Annotated in this window: 13 protein-coding genes and 1 riboswitch; of the genes, 8 read left to right on the top strand and 5 right to left on the bottom strand. The window is 42.6% G+C overall.

Features of this window, described 5'->3' with window-relative positions:
* Nucleotides 1-117: 117 nt before the first annotated feature.
* The 4 genes from VB077_RS01165 (at nt 118) to rsmA (ending at nt 3672) form a co-directional block, all read left to right on the top strand.
* Nucleotides 118-831: an N-acetylmuramoyl-L-alanine amidase gene (locus VB077_RS01165; protein WP_323413380.1), complete on the top strand. Its 714-nt coding sequence runs from the start codon at nt 118-120 to the stop codon at nt 829-831.
* A 114-nt stretch (nt 832-945) separates the two neighbouring features.
* On the top strand, nt 946-2100 hold the full coding sequence (locus VB077_RS01160; protein ID WP_323413379.1) for a glycosyl hydrolase family 18 protein: 1155 nt from the start codon (nt 946-948) through the stop codon (nt 2098-2100).
* A gap of 182 nt (nt 2101-2282) precedes the next feature.
* Nucleotides 2283-2852 carry a ribonuclease M5 gene (gene rnmV / locus VB077_RS01155; RefSeq protein ID WP_323413378.1) on the top strand — a complete coding sequence of 190 codons (570 nt, stop codon included), beginning with the start codon at nt 2283-2285 and terminating at the stop codon, nt 2850-2852.
* Nucleotides 2836-3672 carry a 16S rRNA (adenine(1518)-N(6)/adenine(1519)-N(6))-dimethyltransferase RsmA gene (gene rsmA, locus VB077_RS01150; protein WP_323413377.1) on the top strand — a complete coding sequence of 279 codons (837 nt, stop codon included), beginning with the start codon at nt 2836-2838 and terminating at the stop codon, nt 3670-3672. The genes rnmV and rsmA overlap by 17 nt, the downstream gene beginning before the upstream one ends.
* Here rsmA and VB077_RS01145 read toward each other — a convergent pair.
* Nucleotides 3665-5251 (bottom strand): methylenetetrahydrofolate reductase C-terminal domain-containing protein, encoded by a 1587-nt coding sequence (locus VB077_RS01145; RefSeq protein ID WP_323413376.1) that lies wholly within the window; start codon nt 5249-5251, stop codon nt 3665-3667. The genes rsmA and VB077_RS01145 overlap by 8 nt on opposite strands.
* 209 nt (nt 5252-5460) lie before the next feature.
* Nucleotides 5461-5550, top strand: a riboswitch (cyclic di-GMP riboswitch).
* Nucleotides 5551-5658: 108 nt separating this feature from the next.
* On the opposite strand from VB077_RS01145, the gene VB077_RS01140 reads away from it, so the two are divergent.
* Entirely contained in the window at nt 5659-7425 is a 1767-nt protein-coding gene (locus VB077_RS01140) for a methyl-accepting chemotaxis protein (protein ID WP_323413375.1), read from the top strand.
* 24 nt (nt 7426-7449) lie between these two features.
* On the opposite strand, the gene VB077_RS01135 is transcribed toward VB077_RS01140, so the two are convergent.
* Complete coding sequence (locus VB077_RS01135) at nt 7450-8139, bottom strand: heparan-alpha-glucosaminide N-acetyltransferase (protein WP_323413374.1); 690 nt, start codon at nt 8137-8139, stop codon at nt 7450-7452.
* 29 nt (nt 8140-8168) lie between these two features.
* A complete protein-coding gene (locus VB077_RS01130) occupies nt 8169-9014 on the bottom strand; it encodes a glycosyltransferase family 2 protein (RefSeq protein WP_323413373.1) in 846 nt (281 codons plus the stop codon).
* Between the two features lie 96 nt (nt 9015-9110).
* Between VB077_RS01130 and yabG the strand changes: the two genes are divergently transcribed.
* Complete coding sequence (gene yabG, locus VB077_RS01125) at nt 9111-9950, top strand: sporulation peptidase YabG (RefSeq protein ID WP_323413372.1); 840 nt, start codon at nt 9111-9113, stop codon at nt 9948-9950.
* 87 nt (nt 9951-10037) lie between these two features.
* Here yabG and VB077_RS01120 read toward each other — a convergent pair whose 3' ends face one another.
* Both VB077_RS01120 and VB077_RS01115 read right to left on the bottom strand, forming a co-directional pair.
* Complete coding sequence (locus VB077_RS01120) at nt 10038-11396, bottom strand: MFS transporter (protein WP_323413371.1); 1359 nt, start codon at nt 11394-11396, stop codon at nt 10038-10040.
* A gap of 25 nt (nt 11397-11421) precedes the next feature.
* Complete coding sequence (locus VB077_RS01115) at nt 11422-12930, bottom strand: FAD-dependent oxidoreductase (protein ID WP_323413370.1); 1509 nt, start codon at nt 12928-12930, stop codon at nt 11422-11424.
* A 298-nt stretch (nt 12931-13228) separates the two neighbouring features.
* Here VB077_RS01115 and VB077_RS01110 point away from each other — a divergent pair, with 298 nt between their 5' ends.
* A complete protein-coding gene (locus tag VB077_RS01110) occupies nt 13229-14848 on the top strand; it encodes a sigma-54 interaction domain-containing protein (protein WP_323413369.1) in 1620 nt (539 codons plus the stop codon).
* 315 nt (nt 14849-15163) lie between these two features.
* Complete coding sequence (locus tag VB077_RS01105) at nt 15164-16324, top strand: amidohydrolase family protein (RefSeq protein ID WP_323413368.1); 1161 nt, start codon at nt 15164-15166, stop codon at nt 16322-16324.
* Nucleotides 16325-16496: the final 172 nt, after the last annotated feature.

Below are 16496 nucleotides of genomic sequence, written 5' to 3'. Positions count from 1 at the left end.
CTTTTTGTGGTGCGCCACGGCCCAAACTCCTCGTATAAGATCTTCATTTAGTAAGCATGTTAACAAGCCTCTCGGTCATATTTTAGATATAGGATGGGATTCAGAGGGGGGAGAGGCTTGCGGAAACCCGTATTTTTCTTAGGAAATCCAAAAGGAATAGCAGTCATTATTGTTTTAATGCTGATGGCGAGTCTGGTATTTTCCGTACTCTGGCAAGGTTCCACTGTAGTATTAAGTCATTTAAAGACTCAACATATTGTGGTTATCGACGCCGGGCATGGGGGATATGATCCGGGAGCAATTACGACCGAAGGGCTTTATGAAAAAGAAATTAATTTACAAATGGCAAAGCGGGTGGGGGAATTACTTAAACCCACCGGAATTCAAGTCATCTTAACACGGGAAGACGACGTGGATTATGTTCCCGAGGGATTACGGGGGCGGCAGACTAAAAAACAAGCAGACCTAAATTACCGGATTGACATGGCCAAGCAAGCGAATGCTGAAGCGTTTATCAGCCTCCATCTTAATGCGACCAAGAGCGGTCAAGGTTCCGGAGCAGAGACATTTTATCAAAGTCAATCTGAGGAGGGAAAACGCTTAGCCGAGTATATCCAACAAGAATTAATTAAGGTTCCGGGTATGAACCAACGTATTGCTAAGCCTGGCAATTTTTATGTTATTAAAAATACACCCATGCCGGCTGTTATTGTAGAAATGGGGTATATTTCAAATTCTAAAGAAAGGGTTAAGCTTCAACAATCATGGTATCAGGATCAGTTAGCACGCTCCGTAGCGAAAGGTATTGCACGGTATTTCAACCTCCCGTAAAGAATAATATAAATAATATTGGTTTATTCTGGATGAAATTCAATACATAAGCTTAGGTGAAGATGGAAAAAATAAAGTCAGCCACCGAATCAAGATGAAGGAGTTGATCTCTGAATGAAACGGTTTCTGACTTTTTCTATGATAGCTGTTCTGGTTTTAGGACTTAACTTAACAGGATGCGGTATTAACCAACAGCCTATGCAGCAAAATCAACCTCAGCAATTGACTGAAAACGGCCAACCTCCTACAGCGGAAGCAGATACACGTCAAGACGTTCTCGGCACCGAAAAGCGGGTTGTCATGGGTTTTTATACCGACCCAGAAGGGCCTACACCGGGCTCAAAAGATTCAATGATGAAAAATATCAGTATGTTGGATGAAGTTTCTTTCTTTTGGTACACATTTGATGCCAATGGAAAAATTGTGACCTCAGGGAAAAAGGATTTGAGTATTAAGGAAGCCGCTCAAAAAAATGGGGCAAAAGCCTATGCGTTAATTCATAATATGAGAGGCGGAACATTTGATGCCAATCTTGCCCATCAGGTATTAGCCAACCCTTCTGTAAGAGCCGCCTTTGTCAATAACCTTGTTAATCTCACCGTTAATGAGAAATGGGATGGAATTGCCGTAGATATCGAAAAAACCCCACCCGGAGACCGTAATAACTACTCCACATTTCTTGAGGAATTGCATAATGCTCTAAAGGCTAAAGACAAGGTCCTTAATGTTTCGATACCGGCGAAATTTGTTGATTATCCCTCAGATTTATGGTCTGGAGCCTATGATTATGCGGCAATTGGAAAAGCCGCAGACCAAGTCGTGCTGATGACCTATGATGAGCATGGTTTGGGAACAACCCAAGGTCCGATTGCCTCCCATGCCTGGGTTAACAAGGTCATTAATTTTGCTGTCGGCAAGATCCCCAAAGAGAAAATTGTAATGGGTCTTCCTGTTTACTCCTTTGACTGGGGTTCTAATAAGCCGACTATGCCTGATTACTTATCCTTTGCCCAATCCGTTGAACGCGCAAAGAAGCATGGGGTTGACGTTATGTTTGATGAGGAGCACCAGGTACCGCATTATCATTATACGGCTAATGGCGTCCGGCATGAGGTCTATCTCGAAAATGCGAAGAGCTTGCAACCCAAGATGGAGTATGCCAAAGAGCATAAGTTGCATGGAGTGGCTATTTGGCGGATTGGAATGGAAGATCCCGCTATTTGGGATAGTCTGATTAAAACTTACGGAACCAATAAAAATAAGCAGTAACTTTTAACCACTTATGAATTAAAAGTATTAGCATAAAGTATCAGCATACCAGAGGGGCTGTCGCAAAACAGCCCCTTTTACGTGGTGCATAGGTTTTGCGACAGCCCCATTAATTTGAGAAAATATTTTAGATAAGATAAGATAATTAAGTTATTGAATTTTCAAAAGGAAGAGGTTACCTGATGATTGAGGAATTGATTGTTGTCGAAGGAAAAAATGATGCTCAAGCGGTGCGCCGTGCTTTGGGGAAAGTGGATATTCTTTGGACCGAAGGATATGGCCTAACCCATGAAAAGCTTCAATATATCAAGGAAATGGCACAAAGGCGTGGAGTGATTATTTTGACTGATCCGGATTCAGTCGGGGAACAGATACGGGAACGCATACGCTGTGCAGTCCCCGAGGCTAAACACGTCTATCTGTCGAAAAAGGATGCCCGTTCCCAAGACGACAAGGATATCGGTGTAGAAAATGCTGCCCCAGAGGATATTCGCAGGGCGTTTCAGTTAATTCAAACCGAGCATATTACGGAAGGCAGTGAACCCATTTTTAAGATGAATGACTTAGTTCGGGCAGGGCTGGTTGGACTTGTGGATTCAGCAGAAAAAAGGCGACAAGTTGGCCGGATTTTAGGATTAGGGGATGCTAATGCCAAGCAATTCTTACATCGGTTAAATCGTTTTCAGATTTCTCGTGAAGATTTCGAAGAAGCACAACTACGAGCAGGAGGTAAGGATGGAAAACGCAGCTGATTATACAAGGCGTTTACTTAAAAGAGGGGCAAAAGCACATAAATCTCTGGGACAGAATTTCCTAATGGATGATCAGGTCATTTCTGAGATAATCGAATCAAGTGTTCTTGACCCCAATGTTCCAATGATCGAGGTGGGTCCGGGTTTAGGAGTTTTAACCCGGATTCTTGCCCGCGAAGTCCATAAGCTTTGGGCGGTTGAGTTGGATAAAAGTAAAGTCGAAATCCTACAGCGTGAACTTCAAGGACTTCCTTTGGAAATTTTAGTGATGGATGCCCTAAAACTCAATTTAAAAGAAATCTGGGGTGATCAAAAGGGCTTCCTGGTCGGAAACTTGCCTTATTATATTACCAGTCCGCTTCTTATGCATTTTCTTGAGCAAAAGGAATCTTTAATGGGGATGACGGTGATGGTTCAGAAAGAAGTTGCGGATCGCTTAGCGGCAAAACCGGGCTCAAAAGCGTATGGAATCCTTTCTATTGCAGTTCAAGTTGCGGCTGAGCCTGAAAAAATTTGCGATGTCTCGCCTCAGGCTTTTTGGCCGTCACCTAAGGTTCACTCAGCCGTAGTTCGCTTGAATTTACGTCCTTATCCGGGTTTTCAAGTCAATACCGGCGATTTTTTCAAGGTCGTGAAAGCTGCCTTTAGTCAGCGCAGAAAAACTCTGGGAAATTCACTTTCCTCGGGTTTAGGATTAGATAAAAAAGTAGTCGGGGGAATCTTGCAACAAGCGGGGATTGATGAACAAAGACGGGCGGAAACGCTCAGCATTGAAGAATACCAGATGCTAACCCAAGTCTATGTTGAAAAACTTATTTAGCAACATCCTTATTCTCAATTTGAGAGGCGGACTTAGCGGCTTCCTCCTCAGGATTCGGAATACCAAGAATCGCGGCAGAATGATCGCGTCCGAGATAGAAGTTCGACCAGGAAGAGGTTTGATAAAGATCCCAGTTAGCGGGCGGTATATGATGGGAGTCAAGATCTTCTTCTTCGCTGAACTTCTTTAACCGTGAATAAGCCCGGACGTAAATACATTTTTTTTGATTTGGATAGACCTCACACCAACCATTAAAGCTTCCGCCGCAGGCCCCGTTTCTTTGATTTTTTGGACATTGAGACATAGGGCAGAGATAAGCGAGTTCAAACATAGCACAGTCGCCGCAGTCTTTGCAGTCGAGCATAGCAACTTTGGCGAGATGCTCAAAACCGTGTTTGTGGTTGGCTTTACGTGATTTATAAATGCTTCTCATGACAGGGAAAAAGGCTTTATTGGGAGTAAAGAGCAAATGATGCATCAGCCTCATGCCGCTGTAGGAAATGCCGACAGGGGCATTAAGCGGAAGATTTTTGCGATTGACAGGAATGTTAGTATTAAGCCCTGTCTTCTCGTCTTTTTCATAATAATAAAATCCATTCGGCATAGGGTAATCAAATTCACGAACGAGATCCATCCAGTTTGAACTGAGTTCTTCGCCTTTATCAATGATGTATTCCACTTGCTCGTATTTCACATTATTCCCGCCGATATGAACCCCGGCAAATCCCATGCCCTTTAGGATGGCATACATTTTGGCGGCTCTAAGCAAGCGGGCGCTTAAGCCTTTATCCTCAGCTTTCCTTTCTTGATCGATTTCCGCGAGCAGCTTATCAGTGACAACGCATCCGGGGAGCTGATTTTGATTCATTATCCGAGCGGCTCCGTAAGGAAGAATATAGATATTACCGACAATAGGGACATTTAAATCATTTAATCTCATAAATTGAATGACTTCGTGAAATTTCCGGGCATCATAGCCAAGCTGAGTTACAATAAATCGGGCAGCGCTTTCGACTTTCTTTTTTAATTTAAAATATTGAACCATTTGCTCTGCTTCAGTCGCTTTAAAGGGAGATACTGCAGCACCGGCAAAGAAATCACTCGGTTGATGACGGATAACCCCTTTCATTCCGGGATATTCCAAGCCTTGATTCATTTCACCGATCAGTTCGAGAACATGGGTTGGATCAAGATCGAAAACAGGCTTAGGTCTACCCTTAAAACCGGACTCGGTATAGTCTCCGGTCATAACTAAGAGATTACGAACTCCAGCCCGGTCTAAGGCATAAAGCTGGCTTTCCATTTGATTGCGATTCTTATCTTTGCATGTAAAATGGACAAGCGGTTCAATTCCGAGTTTTAAGATCTCTTCTCCTAAATAATCAGCAAGCATCGCTGGATTTCCACCGGGATTATCGGTGATAGTTAAGGCATGAATTCTGCCGCCTTTGACCGCTTGTTCAGCAGCCAGAAGAGCATTTTCCTGGGATCTCTCGCGCGCACCTCTCCCAGGAACCAATTCCCAAGTTACGGACATCGTCTTTTGATCGAGCAGGGACTCCTTAAATCGGTTTTCCATCCTACCTCTTCCCCTTTCCTACCCTTTCCCTTGGTTAAGTAAAAAACCTTTGATGACACGTCTATACCTCTAATTGTAGTACAATTTAGACAACTTCTTCAACATAATTTAGAAAGTTAATTCTCGAAATATTTAAAAGTTTAAGTTGAAATTTTTAGGTAATAAGGTGATAATAGAGATGTTAGTCGAAATTTCACATTAAAAGTATTTTGAAATAAGAGCAAACTTAAGCGAAAGCTAAGGACGCAAAGCTGCGAGTCTAAGACCTATGGGTGGGTTATGATTGTCGGGTTGCCAAAATATAGGACCGAACTCTGAATCATCCTTGTTTTGGCAGTGCCGAACAAGGTTTTTCTTATTTAAAATTTTAATTTACATAAACTTATATACAAGATAGGAGGATTAAGGTGAAAAAGATTCGAACGCAATTTATTGTAGCTTTTATGCTAACCGCCATGATTCTGGGCGCTGTTGTCGGAGGGTATAATATTTATAATCATATTAAATTTGCAGATCAGGAAATCCAGAATTATCAAGATACCTTATATGAAGATTATGATAATAAGTTAAAAGCCCAAGTTGAAACGGCATCAAGCCTAGTTCAAATCGTTTATAATGAACAGCAGAAGGGATTGCTGACCGAGGAAGAGGCTAAATTGAAAGCGGCTGATCTCGTACGTAACCTGCGTTTTGATGGAAGTAATTATTTTTGGATTGATACGACAGAAGGTCAAAATGTCGTTCTTTTAGGAAATCAAACAGAGGGGACAAACCGATACGAGGCTAAAGACCCCAACGGTGTTGAATACGTAAAAGAGTTTATCAAGCAAGGGTCGCAAGAAGGCGGGGGTTACATCGATTATCAATTTGCAAAACCCGGTGAAACTGAGCCGCTCCCGAAAAGAGGGTATACACTGCTTTTCAAGCCCTATAATTGGGTTATCGGGACCGGGGATTGGGTTGATAATATTGAGAAAAACGTCAGCGCTCAGCAAGCAATCTACCATGCGGATATGATGAAAAATATAGCCGTTATTATCGGGATACTTGTAGTCGGCTTAATTGGCGTACTGATCTTTACTCTATACTTTAGTACTAAGTTATCGAAACCCATTATCCAAGCGGCAAAAGGAACTGCTGCTCTTGCCAATGGAGATTTTACCATTGAAAAGCTTGAGGTGTCTTCCAAGACTGAACTTGGCCATTTAGCGGAGTCCTTTAATACTATGGTGGATGGGCTGCACAAGCTTGTTCAGGAGGTCTTTGAAGCTTCATCACAAGTTGCTTCAACTTCTCAAGAATTAACGGCCGGAGCCGAGCAATCTGCACAGGCTTCCGGTGAAGTCGCCAGTTCCGTAACGGAAATGGCTCAAGGTGCCGAAAAACAAAAGAAAACCGTGGATGAAGTGGCAGCGGTTGCCGAAGAGATTGCCGCAGGTATGGAACAAGTTAAAACCAATACCGGAGAGGTTGTCGGATACGCTGAACGAACTTCTGAATCGGCAGACAAAGGACGTATTGCGATAACGACAACGATTGAACAAATGAATCAAATTACGTCCGTTGTGAATCATTCAGCTGAGCTTACCCTACAACTGGGTGAGAGATCACAGGATATCGGCAAAATTGTCGATACCATTTCGGAAATAGCTGATCAAACTAATTTACTGGCTTTAAATGCAGCAATAGAAGCAGCCCGGGCCGGCGAACAAGGAAGAGGTTTTGCTGTAGTAGCGGATGAGGTTCGCAAACTAGCGGAGCAATCTCAAGAAGCAGCGAAGGAAATTTCTGAGTTAATTACGGCTATGCAACAGGATACAGAGAATGCTGTGACTGCTATGAATAACGGAACCGCCGTAGTAGAAACAGGATCAAAGGTTGTAACACAGGCTGGAGAAGCCTTTGAGGAAATTGCACAGCATATCGAAAAAGTTGTGGCTCAGGTCAAAGATATTTCGGAAGAAATGATTCAGATGACCACGGGAAATGAACGTATTGTTGCTTCGATTCGCGATTTGGATGAGATTAGCCGAGTTATTGCCGAGCAAACTCAGAATGTATCGGCTTCTTCAGAGGAACAAGCTGCGTCGATGGAAGAGATCGCTTCATCAAGCCAGGTTTTGGCGAAAATGGCAGAGGATCTTGATCAATCCTTAACTAAATTTAAAATCTAAATCATCAAGGGTAATATATCGAGCTTAAAAACTAAAATTTTCTGCGATAAATATTATAGTCAAAAGAATAGGCTGATGAACGAGATAGATGAGCAAAGAATTTTTGCTCATCTTTTCTATTATTGAAGGTAAGGGGTAAGAGACCGGTAAATCGGAAGAAGCAAATTTAAATCGGTAATATAGAATTCCTAAAGCGGAGACTGCGCTATAAGGAAAGAGTGGATAGATATCAATTGTAGTAATTCCAGGGTAATAGATTCCTAAAGGGAGAAGCCAAGGACCGGAGATCAGAATTCGGGAGAAGATAAAACCCAAAACCAAGGCAAGGATGGAATATAAGATTAAGAATAAAGTGGATTGTTTATGGAGAAAGGGATATAAAAGGGCCATGACGCCAAGAAAATGAAGTATTCCAAAGCGAACATACGACCCAGGCATCACAATATATGTAGCAAGGGTAATGATTAGGGCCCAAAATAAAATTCGGAAGGCCTTGCGAAAAGGATGGTGACTGAAACCACTGCTTATTCCCGCAAGGAAAATAAAGAGAAAGGCCGACAGCTTCCCCATGATATACCAGTTCCGGGAATCGACACGGATCGGGGCAGGTGTATAAGCGTCTAGATCATAAATGAAGTGGTAGAGAATCATAAGAATTAGAGCAAATGTCCGGGCTATATCAATTCCTGGAATCCGGGAGGAGGTACCTTTCATGCCAACACCTCACTTTATTCACTCAATCCTCAATCCATTTCCCGTTGATAGGGAATAATAAGATGCTGTTCGCAAAAAGGATGAGAGATTTCTAAGGCCTCATCCCAAAGCTTGAGAATATCGAACCGTCTTTCCGGATGATAGCCTAACAATTGGTGTTTTCCTAAGGAACGTGTAAGCGGTTCATCATGGGCTAACGCGAACCCCATGACACAATCCCCGATAATGGTTTCGGCGATTAAGCGAGCATGCTTTCGTTCTTTTCGGGGAGATTTTAGGTCTTGATGGCGAAGCGAAATTGCAACCTGGGCACTTAAGCCGAGTTTGCTTGCCCATACCAAGGACAAAGGAGGAATGGCAATCCCTTCAGGGGGAATGGATTCCAGGGCCTTGGCAGATAAGACATGAGGGCCATGGGTTGGCGTTGCTAAGCCTAAAGTATGAAAAAGCCCGATTTCTTTATTGAGATTGGCTCTAAAACGCAAAACAAGATGGACAAGGTTTATGCGATGTGTAATATAAGGATAACAATTGGTAAGTCCCATATCAACTCCCTGATCCAAAGCAGAGAGAAGTTTCTCAAGATTGTACAAAATATCCCCTGATATATCTCCGTCTAAAAAGAGCACTCCCTTAGAATTCAGCTTACGGGCATATAGTGCCCCGATGGCGCGCGGAATATCAATGCCAAGCGGTTCGGCAAAATAAATTGTGTGAATCCGAGAATCGGGAATAGAACGGGTGAGTTCAAGGGTTCGGTCAGTACAACCGTTCAGCACAAGAATGATATACCGCAGAGGAAGTTTTAAGACTGTGGCCAGGGCAGCGAGGATACTCTTTTCTTCGTTACAGGCGGGAATTACAACATCATACATGCTTATCTCCCTCCTATTAAAAGATTCTATTCTATCATATGCCGTTTTTCATTGTTCGTCATAGAATAGAAAAGAGATGGATAGGAGGGGTGAAGTGTGTTTGATGTTGGAGATATAGTGGCTAGACATTCACACAAACAGGATCTATTTTTCAGGATCGTCCAGATTAGAGCCGGCGGAGGAGAAAGGACAGCTTTACTTAAGGGCATAAATACAAGACTTTTGGCGGATGCTCCTCTGAATGATCTTGTAGAGAAGAATTCCTCCGAGATTGCTCACTATCAGCTGAAGGATTTCCAGGAAATTTATAATAAGCTTAAGGTTGTTGTTAATCAAAGGAAAGTTTTTCAGGAAAAAGATGAGGCTGAAGAATTCTTTGAAATTCCGGGACGGGTGCTTCATCTTGATGGAGATGAGGATTATCTTAATCAATGTCTTAAAACCTATCGGCAGTTGGGCCTGGAAGCCAAGGGAATTTGCGTATCGGAAACAGAACAGCCGAAATTAATATACCGGATTCTCCAGGAAAATCCGACAGATATTCTTGTTTTAACGGGGCATGACGGGTTTATTCACGGAAAAAAGGACTTTCGGAGCCTTGATAGTTATAGGAGTTCACGTTATTTTGTACAATCTGTTATCGAGGCTCGGCGCTTTCAACCCAACAGAGATGCTTTAGTTATTTTTGCCGGTGCTTGCCAGTCTAATTATGAAACGATATTAACCGCGGGTGCGAATTTCGCATCTTCTCCCAAACGAGTGTTGATCCACGCTTTTGATCCGGTCTTTATCGTGGAAAGGATTGCCTACACTCCAACCGATACGCTGGTATCTTTAAAAGAGGTTATAAAGCATACGGTTACCGGAACAGACGGGGTGGGTGGGATTGAGACGAGAGGGCAGCTGCGGCGGGGATACCCGAGAAGCCCCTATTAACTACTAAAAGAAGCAAAAGCTCTAATCCTCAATTATATGAAGATCAGAGCTTTTGCTGTAGACTCTTTTAAACAGGAGCAGTAAAGCTTAAGAATCTTTTAAGATCATGCCTTTAGTTTCAATTCCAAGTACGGCAACAAAAATACCACCTAAAGCAAATGCTCCGGCTACAATTCCGAAAACACCGGTAATACCGATGGAGGATAGACCCGCACCGATAACGATTGGGGCAAGAGCAGATCCAATGCGCGAGCATGCAGACGCTCCACTGACTCCGGTAGCCCGAACTTTTGTCGGGTAAAGTTCCGGAGTGTACGTATAGGTAATTCCCCAAATAGCGGAGACAAAGAACGAGGTGACAACCCCAAGCAAGACAACAGTACTGGTTGTAACACCATGACCTAATGCCCACCCATAAACTATTGTTGCAATTCCCGCTAAGAAAAGATTCGTGACTAACAGCCACTTCCGTCCGAATTTGTCCATTAAATAGGCACATATAATCTGGTTAGGTACATATGCGATTTGCATAATTAACACGTAGGAGAAAGACTTGATCATGGTGTGACCGGCTTTAACAAAAAGGGAAGGTAACCATGAAAATAAACCATAATACCCAAACATACCCAAGAACCATAATCCCCATAACATAATCGTGCGTTTAATATATTTGTCGGAAAAGAGTACACCCATATTAATCTTTTCCTTGGCCGCTGAAGCATTAGCAATAACGTCTTCGACGACAACCGGTGGAAGAGTATGATTTTTAGCGGTAACCTTTTCAATCTTTTCGATGATCTTTTCCGCATCATCATTGCGTCCTTGAGCAATTAACCAACGCGGCGACTCCGGTAAGTGACGGCGAACATAGAAAATATAAAGCGCGGGCAGAGCACCGGCTACAAAAGCCAACCTCCATCCATATGCCGGAATAATAAAATATGAAACAATTGCGGCCAAAACCCAACCTACGGCCCAGAAGGTATTGATTAATCCTTGTACTTTTCCACGGTGTGCCGCGGGGATAAATTCACCGAGAAGTGAAGTGACTACCGGCGTTTCGCCGCCGAGTCCAACCCCTACAAGAAACCTAAAAACGAGAAGGTATGAGAAACTTGGGGCTACGGCACAGAGTAAAGAAAAGACGGCATAGATCAACATTGTGATTTGAAATACTGCTTTTCTTCCCCAGCGGTCAGCAACGGGTCCGGAAAGTAAAGCACCGACTAACATGCCGACTAAGCCAATACTCAATATGGATCCAACTTGAGCGGAGGAGAGCTTCCACGCTGAGGTAAGAGCGGTAACCACAAAAGTGACTAGGCCGACGTCAAAGGCGTCAAAAGCCCATGCTAAACCGTTGATAACCAACATTTTGTAATGAAAGGAGCCTAAGGGTAATCGTTCCATTCGTGCGATAAGCATTTCACTTGAATTGTCTGGCATTCTTTCTTCCTCCCTTGTAAGATTATTAGGACTGACTCAATGAATTCATGGTATCGCTGCGAAAGATAGCCATATCACCCCCTTTCATATTTTCGTTGGGATAATCAATTCGCAGATGGCTTCCTCGGGTTTCGCGACGCGCTAAAGCTGACTCCACAACTGATTTTGATATTTGCAGCATATTTTTTGCTTCAAACCATTGTTGATAGCTAGAAGGTTGAAGATGTGTCAGTTTTTCCGATAATCCAAGTAATTCACTTCGGCATTGAAGTAAATTATTTTCTGAACGCTGGACCCCTGCTTTTGCCCACATCAGTTGACGCAGTGATGAAACTAAAGTATGAATATCGTCTTTACCTAAAGGTGGCAGGTCTATGGCGGGAGAAGTACTTATTTGAGCTTTATTTTTTTGAGCATAGATTGCCGCAGATCTTCCCGCTCGGGGACCAAAGACCGCACATTCCACTAAGGCAGAACCGGCCAAACGATTGGCGCCATGAATACCCCCTGTACATTCTCCGCATGCAAACAATCCCGGAATATCCGTTTCACATTCTGAATTGATCTGAATGCCACCCATCGAAAAATGGGCAGTGACCTGCATTTTTAGCCGGGAGCCATAACCATGTTTCACTAAGTCTGCGAGAATGGGGTGTTTGTCCAAATCCTTTTGGCTCATTCCGGACAAATCGAGAAAAACTTCATGTTGCTTAAACATTTCTTGGGCCAACCTATCCCGATTCTCTTGTTCGGCTTTGGGAAAATTCTGCATAAAACGTTCCTTTTTTTCATTAATAAAAATTGCACCTTGGTCAAAAATTGCCGGATTCAAATCAAATATTTTGGGCTGACTCAATCTGTAAGGGTAAAACTGAATGAATTCAAGTCCGGTAAGTCTGGCGCCTGCTCGAGCAGCAATCGCTTGTCCATCTCCGGTTATACCCATTGGATTGGAGGTCTCTTTAAAAATTCGGCTGAAGCCTCCTGTTGCCAAAATAACGGCTTTAGCAATAACTAAAAAGACTTCATTATTGCAAAGACAAACCAGTCCGTTTAGTTTTCCGGATTGAGAAATGACATCGATGACCATTGTGTTTTCGAGTAGACATATGTCTGAGTTTCTAACGTGTTCGGCAACCGGTGAAGTCAGTAATTTTCCTATTCTGGGTTCGCAAGAATAACGGACTATTTCTCCGCCGTTGGGGAGGGTTTCGATGCCTTTTTTAAACTGAACCCCGAGTGAAATCACATGATTTACGGCACTGGGTCCTTCGGAGATAAGAGTTTTAATCAGTTCCGGATTTCCCATGAATCGTCCGGATTCCCGAAAAAATTCATAATAGAGCTTTTGGTTCAATGGATCCTGTTTTGCCACACGGTGAACGGTTTGGGCAACCACAGATGAGCCGGAACGACCGGTTTTGTTTTTACAAATTATAACAACCTTACACCCTTGTTTTCTTGCGGCAAGTGCGGCATACATACCGGCCAGACCACCACCGACAACCACAACATCGGATATAATTTTTTGCATTTACATCACCCGCCGTTTTTAATTTAATGACTAATAAATAAATCCAAAAAACAGGGTTTAAGGATTATTATGTAGAATTATAAAGGTTATTATGTAGAATCATAAGGTTAGGAAATAACGGGAACCGTTTAAAGAATCATCGGTGACGGATGACATACATGTAAATAGAATCAGCTGAGGGCTTTAAACTAAATGTGATTACTGTAACATTCACAAGTATATTGCAATTGTTATGCCAATTTGAAGTGGAGTGCAGTATTTAGGATGAAAATTGGTTTATCTTTGGGAGGAGTAAAATATGCAGTTTGAATCCCTGATCAAACTATTGCCGATTCTAGCGATGATAACCGGGGGCTATGCAACGATCACAGATCTAGAGGGACGAAGACTTTATACATTTGATTTTAACGGCAATGAGGTAAAAGAATTGCGGGGGGAAGTCTATGAATTAGCGCAACAGGCTGTAGCAGAGGGAGAACCCTTAGTGGGTTATTCCCAGATTGAAGATCAAGCAAGTGCTTGGGCTTTACCCTTGGATAATTATGTTTTGAGCTGCAGTAATGTCGAACGCTTAAAGAGAGAACAGAATTTTAAAGAGGCGCTTCAACGAGCTCTGCCCATGATTGCCCAAGTAGCCGGGGGAGAGGCTGTTTTATTTAATGAACTCGGTGAGCGTTGTATCAGTTATGATGCCGATGGAACAGAGAGGAAGAAATATAAGGGAAAGGTTAGCAAACTGGCGCTGCAAGCAATTAAAATGCAAGAACCCGTTGTTGGGAAATCGTTTTCTGTAAACGGAGCTACGGCCGTCCGTATTCCGATTAATAAAAACTTTGGATTTGGATTTAACAATGAAAATGTCACGCGCCAACAAAAAAAGCTTTATGATGAAGTTAAGAAAATGCAACAAACTCGTTATACTTTTGATGATATTATTGGGGAAAGTCAGGCCATAAATAAAACCAAAAGCGAGGCCAAGTTTGTGGCTGAGGGAATATCTTCGATCCTTATTTATGGGAAAACAGGAACCGGTAAAGAATTGTTTGCCCAATCCATCCATAATGCCAGCAACCGGCGAAATAAACCGTTTGTCGCGCTTAACTGCGGCGCTATACCGGCATCATTGATCGAAAGTAATCTATTCGGTTATGAGGAAGGGGCGTTTACGGGTGCCAAAAAGGGTGGAAGCCCCGGTGTTTTCGAACAAGCCAATGGGGGTACTATTTTTCTGGATGAAATCAGCGAAATGGAATTAAATTTGCAAACGAAACTGTTGCGTGTTTTGCAAGAACGGGAAATCGTCCGTATCGGAGGATATAAACCTCTCAAAGTAGATGTAAGGGTTATTGCCTCAACGAATAAGGATCTCAACGAACTTATTGCTGAAGGGAAGTTTAGGCAGGACTTATATTATCGCTTAAATGTCGTTCAGATTAAGATTCCGGAGCTCAGGGAGAGACAAGAGGACATTCCTCTATTAGTCAGATATTATATTAATAAATACAATCGATCCTTTGGAAAATTTATCGAAAGTATTGGGCCCGAAGCAGAAAAAGTCCTTGAAGACTATACCTGGCCGGGTAATATCCGTGAACTACAGAATTGTATCGAACATGCTATGAATATGGTTGGACGAGATGATACCAGCCTTTTGGTTCGACATTTGCCAACATGTCTGCTTCATCAAAGGGTAACTCCGGGTTCTGATGCTTTGGTTATCCCAATTCAGTCCGGAGGATTAAACTTGAAAGAGGCTATCGAATTAACAGAGAAATCTATTATAAAAAACGCTCTTCAAGTCACTAAATATAATAAAAATAAAGTGGCGCAACTTTTAGGAATCAGCACTACGACATTATGGAGACGTTTAAAGGAATTAGGTCTTGAAGAGGAATTAAATACCCGCAAAAACCATTAAATCTTGCAATTCTGCAAATAGTTATTTCAATATTGAAATTTCAAAACTAGGGATACACTCTATTTTGGTTTATAAATGGCCTAAAAGCGCTCTTTAATATATTTCAGATTTGAAAAATATTAAAAGCGCTTTTTTAATGTACCAATAATTTTCTGTCAGCGATGAAGGTAATAAGATCATTAAGCTATGAAAATACGGCTAACGAAGCTGGTATGAATAATGCATGTATAAAACCAATGACGCGTCAATGAACTGTCGATCATCCCAGAAAGGGTGCATAGCTTTCTTAAGGCAGAAAAAAAGGAGGACTTGTTCATGTCAGTACTTGCACTAACTAACATTGGGAAATTGCTTACGGGGGATATTCAGAATCCATTCTTAAAATTCGACACCATAGTCGTCAAAGATGGAAAGATCGCTAAAGTGGGTAATGCCGATATCTTAAAGAATTTCCAGGTTGAAAAAACCGTGGATGTAGCGGGGATGACCGTTTCTCCGGGTTTTATTGATTCCCATGTGCACACGGTTCTCGGTGATTATACCCCACGCCAGAAAACGCAAGATTATCTTATCGGGGCAGTCCATGGTGGTGTTACCACGTTTATCTCAGCAGGTGAATGCCATACTCCCGGTCGTCCGAAAGATCCGGCGGGAACAAAAGCCTTGGCTATTCTTGCCCATAAATCGTTTGATAATCTACGCTCTACCGGCCTGAAAGTCCACGGGGGTGGTCTGATTTTAGAAAAAGGTTTAGTTGAAGCTGACTTCGCGGAAATGGCTAAAGAAGGGGTTTGGCTTGTCGGTGAAGTTGGGTTAGGAAGTGTAAAAAAACCTGAAGATGCAAAACCCATGGTGGAATGGGCTAAGAAATATGGAATGAAAGTTGCGATGCATACAGGCGGAACTTCAATTCCCGGCAGTTCTACAGTGACAGCTGATGATGTCATTGCTGTTCAGCCGACCGTGGTTTCACATATCAATGGTGGGCCGACAGCGATTGCTCCTAAAGAAGTCGAAAAGTTGATCAATACTACGGATTTGACTTTGGAAATTGTGCAATGCGGCAACCCGAAAATCGCACAATTAGTCGTGAGTAAGTTAAATGAAAAAGGAGCTTTAAAACGGCTTATCTTTGGCAATGATTCACCGTCCGGTACAGGGATTATTCCTTTGGGAGTTCTGCGCACGATGAGTTTTGTTGCTTCGATGTGCGGAATTCCAGCCGAAAAAGTTGTAGCTATGGCTACAGGAAATACGGCTAAAGTCTATGGCTTAAATACCGGGTTGATTGAAGAAGGTAAAGATGCAGATTTAGTTATCATGGATGCACCAATGGGTTCAATTGCTTCTGATGCTATGGGAGCACTCGAAGCAGGGGATCTTCCCGGGGTAGCGATGGTTATCGTCGATGGCGAAATTATCGTAACGAAGAGCCGTAACACCCCTCCATCCACCCGGAAATACACGGTTGAGTAAAACTTTCGTAAGAAGTATCGATAAGGAATTGTAAATAGCCTCTCGGAATAAAAAGGGAGGAAATCTCCAAGATGGGATAAAGTCCCTGGGAATTACGATGAGCAAAAGGAGATGAAGAACCCCACTCATAAAATGGGCATGCCAAAAAGGCCTAACCGCACTCCTTTTTCAA

Origin of the sequence: Desulfitobacterium sp. (assembly GCF_034927245.1) — a bacterium.
Taxonomy (GTDB): domain Bacteria; phylum Bacillota; class Desulfitobacteriia; order Desulfitobacteriales; family Desulfitobacteriaceae; genus Desulfitobacterium_A.
The sequence above is the reverse complement of the archived record's forward strand: the minus strand, read 5'-3'. Positions and strand labels throughout refer to the sequence as shown.

What these genes read in the sequence shown, in the direction of transcription:
- VB077_RS01160 (WP_323413379.1), top strand. Translation starts at nt 946, where the DNA reads ATGAAACGGTTTCTGACTTTTTCTATGATAGCTGTTCTGGTTTTAGGA.
- VB077_RS01115 (WP_323413370.1), bottom strand. Translation starts at nt 12,930, where the DNA reads ATGCAAAAAATTATATCCGATGTTGTGGTTGTCGGTGGTGGTCTGGCC.
- VB077_RS01110 (WP_323413369.1), top strand. Translation starts at nt 13,229, where the DNA reads ATGCAGTTTGAATCCCTGATCAAACTATTGCCGATTCTAGCGATGATA.
- VB077_RS01135 (WP_323413374.1), bottom strand. Translation starts at nt 8,139, where the DNA reads ATGAAAGGTACCTCCTCCCGGATTCCAGGAATTGATATAGCCCGGACA.
- VB077_RS01130 (WP_323413373.1), bottom strand. Translation starts at nt 9,014, where the DNA reads ATGTATGATGTTGTAATTCCCGCCTGTAACGAAGAAAAGAGTATCCTC.
- VB077_RS01105 (WP_323413368.1), top strand. Translation starts at nt 15,164, where the DNA reads ATGTCAGTACTTGCACTAACTAACATTGGGAAATTGCTTACGGGGGAT.
- VB077_RS01120 (WP_323413371.1), bottom strand. Translation starts at nt 11,396, where the DNA reads ATGCCAGACAATTCAAGTGAAATGCTTATCGCACGAATGGAACGATTA.
- VB077_RS01145 (WP_323413376.1), bottom strand. Translation starts at nt 5,251, where the DNA reads ATGGAAAACCGATTTAAGGAGTCCCTGCTCGATCAAAAGACGATGTCC.
- rsmA (WP_323413377.1), top strand. Translation starts at nt 2,836, where the DNA reads ATGGAAAACGCAGCTGATTATACAAGGCGTTTACTTAAAAGAGGGGCA.
- rnmV (WP_323413378.1), top strand. Translation starts at nt 2,283, where the DNA reads ATGATTGAGGAATTGATTGTTGTCGAAGGAAAAAATGATGCTCAAGCG.